The organism is Thalassolituus marinus (assembly GCF_020320395.1).
GTDB classification, from domain to species: Bacteria; Pseudomonadota; Gammaproteobacteria; order Pseudomonadales; family Oceanobacteraceae; genus Venatoribacter; species Venatoribacter marinus.
The window spans coordinates 1-4,713 of sequence record NZ_JAEDAH010000072.1; the positions used below are offsets into that span (position 1 = coordinate 1).

Genomic DNA, 4,713 nt, shown 5'->3' on the forward strand with positions numbered 1-4,713 from the left:
CGTTGGCTGTTGCTCAGAAACCGGGCCAACCTCCAAGATGAACAGGCTCTGAAGCTCGAAGAGTTGCTGCAAGCCAACCAGCCTCTGATGACCGTCTACGTACTCAAAGACCAGCTCAAAGAGCTCTGGTACGCCCCTTCAGAGGGCGAAGCCAAGCAACGCTGGCAAGACTGGCTGAATCTGGCAATGAGCAGTGGGCTGGCGCCGGTTCAGCAATTTGCCAGACGCCTCAAAGGCTATATCGAAGGCATTATCGCCAGCGCTGTTTACCGGATGAATACCAGCGTCCTGGAAGGGATGAATAACAAGATAAAGGTCATCAAGCGGATGGCCTATGGCTACCGGGACAACGAATACTTCTTCCTGAAGATAAAAGCAGCGTTTCCCGGTAAGGCGCGATGAACCTTTTTTTTTACGGCCGGATATTAATGCTCGGGAAGCGCTACGCCACGGAACAGCTCTTCAATTTCCTGTTTGTTATGGCATTGCGCGGCCTTCTCTACCAGATCCCGGGTCAGATGCGGAGCAAATGCGCGAATAAAGTCGAACATGTAGCCACGCAGGAAGGTTCCCTTACGGAAACCGATCTTGGTCACGCTCGGCGTAAACAGATGGCTGGCATCAAGAGCAACGAGATCGGAGTCAGCTTCAGGGTCAATAGACATGCTGGCAACGATACCAACACCGACACCGAGACGAACATAGGTCTTAATAACGTCTGCATCCGCAGCGGTGAAGGCTACTCGCGGGGTTAAACCGCGGTTTTTAAAGGCATCATCCAGTCGTGAACGACCGGTAAAGCCAAATACGTAGGTCACAATAGGATAGGCTGCAATCTGCTCAAGCGTAGGCCGTGGATGCTGAGCCAGCGGATGATTCCTGGGCACCAGGATGCTTCGATTCCATCGATAACACGGCATCATCACCAGATCACCAAATAACTCCATCGCCTCGGTGGCAATAGCGAAATCTGTGGTACCGTTGGCAGCCATCTCGGCAATCTGCATTGGTGTGCCCTGATGCATGTGCAGCGACACGTCCGGATACTGCCCCATAAAGTTCTCAATCACGGGCGGCAGTGCGTAACGTGCCTGAGTGTGGGTAGTGGCAATCGACAAGCTACCTTTGGTTTCGTCAGAGAACTCCTGAGCGACTTGCTTGATGCTCTCTACTTTGCGCAGAATCTCACCAGCCACCTCAAGGATTGCCTCCCCCGCGGGAGTGATCCGAGTCAGGTGCTTGCCACTGCGGGCAAAGATCTCAACGCCCAGTTCGTCTTCCAGCAAACGAATCTGCTTACTGATGCCCGGCTGCGAGGTGTACAGCACCTGGGCGGTAGCGGACACATTCAGATCGTGGTGTGCCACCTCCCAGATGTAACGCAACTGCTGCAATTTCATAGAACCTCCCTGCCGGACCTTGGTAATTGTTATAAAAATATAAACAAATATTCTTTTCCAGAATAGATAGCAGGCTCTAAATTAACGTCCCTTAGAGCCAGTAGTGTTAGTTTAGACCATATCTCATGGATATTTTGTTATATATAGCCGCCGGTGCTGCGGTCGGGTTTATCGTTGGTATCACGGGCATCGGTGGCGGTGCCCTGATGACCCCTCTTCTCCTGCTGTTCGGCTTTCCGCCGCAGATTGCAGTGGGCACCGACCTTATGTATGCAGGCCTGACCAAAGCTGGTGGCGCCTGGAGCCATCACCGCCAGGGGCATGTGCGCTGGGATATCGTTCGTCTGCTGGCAATAGGGAGCATCCCTGCCGCACTGCTGACGGGCCTGAGCCTGAAGTATCTGTTTGAGCATCCGGATCACTATGCAACGCTGCTCAGCAATGCTCTGGGCGTGATGCTGTTGCTGACGGCGGTTTCTATTCTGTGCCGCAAAACCATCCAGCAGCAAACCTCTCGTTTCGGGAGCCCCGCGCTGGCTCGCTACCGCGGACACTTCACCGTACTGATGGGCGTGTTTCTCGGGGTCTTTGTTACCCTCTCGTCAGTCGGCGCCGGAGCCATTGGCACAGCCATCCTGATGCTGTTCTACCCGGTTCTGCGTTCAACGCACGTGGTCGGAACTGATATTGCGCACGCAGTTCCACTGACACTGTGCGCGGGTTTCATGCATATGTACCTTGGCAATGTAGACTTCTATCTGCTTGGCGCACTGCTGATTGGCTCGATTCCGGCAATCCACCTTGGCAGCCGTATCAGTCGCCATATGCCAGAGTCCATCCTCAAGCCGGTTCTCGCCAGTTTGTTGATGGCACTGGGCGCGAAGTACGCTTTCTTCTGACAGGGTCATAAAAGTCAGTTTCAGGAAACTGTGCTGATAAGCCCACGCGACTATCCTTTGAGAAACAACGAAGGAGATGAGATGTGAGCGATTCCCAAAAACTGACTCTGGATCAGGTCGCCGAAATCCTGGCAATGAAAGCCGTTACGATCAAACGTTACGTACGGGAAGGCCTGCTGGACGGCCAGGAAGAAAACGGGCAACTGATTTTTGAACCTGAAAAAGTATCGCGCTTTAAAGAGCTGCAGGAACGCCTGCGCTGACAGGCCGCAAAGCTAAAGACCACTGAACAGGTCATTTACAGGGTCCGGATCAACTTGTCCGGGCCACGACTTATGCTTTGTGCCCCAGACATCCATGATCCAGCGTGCAAATTCAGGCGCGTCCTGATTCGACGCGGTGTGAACGAAAAACCAGCACTGCTTACCTTCCTTACACCACTGCACAATCTTCTGCTGCCACTGAAGCAGGTATTTCTCATTTTTCTGCCAATCTGAGTGACCGATAAAACGCACCACCGGATTGCCCGCGGTTGCAATGGGGTGTACCGGTAATTTAGGTTTTTTACCCTGCGCCTCCAGTACTGCATCGTCTGTCGAGTCGTCAGCCATCAGACCGCGCGAGTCGAAAATGACACGATCAGCTCCGTGATCAGCCAATAACCTTAACAGCATCCGTTCATTGTCATCCTTACGAAAAAAGTCCGGATGCCGCACTTCAACAGCAATGGCCGCCGATGTTCGCGCACGCAGATAATCAATGAGCTCAGCCAGCTCACGTATTCGGGATGGCGAAAAAGATGCCGGCAGCTGAATCATCAGTACACCAAGTCGCCCGCCCAGCCGCTGCAGAAAAATATCGAGCTCAACCGCTTTCGCTGCCGCGCGAAGCAGATTCTGAGCATGGGAGATCTCACGCGGAAGTTTAAAACAGAAACGAAAATCCTCGGAGGCCATGGACAGCCAGGCATTGAGACGCTGTTCTCTGGGGAGCCCGTAAAAGGTGGTATTGCCTTCAACGGTGGAAAATACCCTTGAATACTCGGACAAGGCATCTGCAGTGGTTGTTTTCTTACCGAGCAACTGTCCGCGCCACCCGGACATGAACCACATGGGCAAGCCGATGTGCAAATTACTGACATCTATCAGCTCTGATAGGGAGAATGGATGTGCAAGGCGTGATTCATTTGTCATAATCGACCCATTGTAACAGACTGACACCCGCGCGGAATTTAGGACAAGTAATGACTGATACACGAGTTGAAGACCTCAATATTGAGTCGATTGAACCGCTGATCACACCGGATCAGCTGAAACAGGAAATGCCGATCACCGAGGCCGCCGTCAGCAGTGTTCAGCAGGGCCGCCAGGTAATCCGTGACATTCTGGACCGTAAGGACCACCGCATTTTTGTGGTGATCGGACCATGTTCCATTCACGACGTCGATGCCGCCAAGGACTATGCCGAGCGCCTGAAAGCGCTGGCAGATGAAGTATCCGATACCCTGTATCTGGTTATGCGTGTCTACTTCGAAAAGCCTCGTACTACCGTCGGCTGGAAAGGTCTGATTAACGACCCGTACATGAACGACACCTTTAAAATTCAGGACGGCCTGCATATTGCCCGTCGCCTGCTGATCGATCTGGCTGAGCACGGTCTGGCACTGTCGACCGAAGCGCTGGATCCGATTTCTCCGCAATACCTGCAGGATCTGATCGCCTGGTCGGCCATTGGTGCACGTACTACTGAATCTCAGACTCACCGTGAAATGGCATCCGGCCTGTCATCTGCCGTCGGTTTCAAAAACGGTACTGATGGCAGCCTCACTGTTGCTACCAATGCCCTGATGTCGGTTGCCAATCCGCACCGCTTCCTGGGTATTGATCAGAGCGGTAAAGTGTCGATCGTTTCAACCAAAGGCAACCCTTATGCACACGTTGTTCTGCGTGGTGGCGGTGGCAAACCAAACTACGATTCTGTGAACGTATCTCTGGCCGAGCAGGCTCTGGATAAGGCAGATCTGGCACAGAACATCATGATCGACTGTTCTCATGAGAACTCTAACAAGAACCCTGCTCTGCAGCCTCTGGTTCTTGAGAACGTGACCAACCAGATTCTGGAAGGCAACAAATCGATCATTGGTTTGATGGTTGAATCCAACCTGAAGCACGGCCGTCAGAACATTCCTGCAAACCTGGATGATCTGGAATACGGCTTGTCTGTTACCGACGGCTGTATCAGCTGGGATGAAACTGAAGACGCTATCCGCAAAATGCGTGATAAGCTGAAAGACGTTCTGCCAAAACGTTAATAAAAAAGCCCGCAATAGCGCACTGCTGTCCCACAGTTTTAAAGATATCGGTTTTCTATAAACGACTTTTAAATCCGCAATGCCTGCTGCCTCCCAGGGGAAC

The 4,713-nt window shown here is 52.6% G+C and carries 6 protein-coding genes; 4 read left to right on the forward strand and 2 right to left on the reverse strand.

Annotated features, from left to right (window positions below; translation table 11 throughout):
- On the forward strand, positions 1-402 hold a 402-nt coding region (locus tag I9W95_RS12355; protein ID WP_225674369.1), incomplete at its 5' end, for a transposase.
- A gap of 23 nt (positions 403-425) precedes the next feature.
- Here I9W95_RS12355 and cysB read toward each other — a convergent pair.
- Positions 426-1,400 (reverse strand): HTH-type transcriptional regulator CysB, encoded by a 975-nt coding sequence (gene cysB / locus I9W95_RS12360; RefSeq protein WP_225675324.1) that lies wholly within the window; start codon positions 1,398-1,400, stop codon positions 426-428.
- A 125-nt stretch (positions 1,401-1,525) separates the two neighbouring features.
- Here cysB and I9W95_RS12365 point away from each other — a divergent pair, with 125 nt between their 5' ends.
- Together I9W95_RS12365 and I9W95_RS12370 are read left to right on the forward strand one after the other, a co-directional pair.
- Positions 1,526-2,299 carry a sulfite exporter TauE/SafE family protein gene (locus I9W95_RS12365; RefSeq protein WP_225675326.1) on the forward strand — a complete coding sequence of 258 codons (774 nt, stop codon included), beginning with the start codon at positions 1,526-1,528 and terminating at the stop codon, positions 2,297-2,299.
- Positions 2,300-2,382: 83 nt separating this feature from the next.
- Positions 2,383-2,562 carry a MerR family transcriptional regulator gene (locus I9W95_RS12370; protein WP_225675328.1) on the forward strand — a complete coding sequence of 60 codons (180 nt, stop codon included), beginning with the start codon at positions 2,383-2,385 and terminating at the stop codon, positions 2,560-2,562.
- A gap of 12 nt (positions 2,563-2,574) precedes the next feature.
- Here the strand turns inward: I9W95_RS12370 and I9W95_RS12375 are convergent, their stop codons facing one another.
- Positions 2,575-3,492: a DUF72 domain-containing protein gene (locus I9W95_RS12375; RefSeq protein ID WP_225675330.1), complete on the reverse strand. Its 918-nt coding sequence runs from the start codon at positions 3,490-3,492 to the stop codon at positions 2,575-2,577.
- Positions 3,493-3,542: 50 nt separating this feature from the next.
- On the opposite strand from I9W95_RS12375, the gene I9W95_RS12380 reads away from it, so the two are divergent.
- Positions 3,543-4,610, forward strand: a complete 1,068-nt coding sequence (locus tag I9W95_RS12380; RefSeq protein ID WP_225675332.1) for a 3-deoxy-7-phosphoheptulonate synthase — start codon at positions 3,543-3,545, stop codon at positions 4,608-4,610.
- The last annotated feature ends 103 nt before the right edge of the window (positions 4,611-4,713 follow it).

Coding starts and splice junctions, on each gene's coding strand:
- cysB (WP_225675324.1), bottom strand. CDS start 1,400: ATGAAATTGCAGCAGTTGCGTTACATCTGGGAGGTGGCACACCACGAT.
- I9W95_RS12365 (WP_225675326.1), top strand. CDS start 1,526: ATGGATATTTTGTTATATATAGCCGCCGGTGCTGCGGTCGGGTTTATC.
- I9W95_RS12375 (WP_225675330.1), bottom strand. CDS start 3,492: ATGACAAATGAATCACGCCTTGCACATCCATTCTCCCTATCAGAGCTG.
- I9W95_RS12380 (WP_225675332.1), top strand. CDS start 3,543: ATGACTGATACACGAGTTGAAGACCTCAATATTGAGTCGATTGAACCG.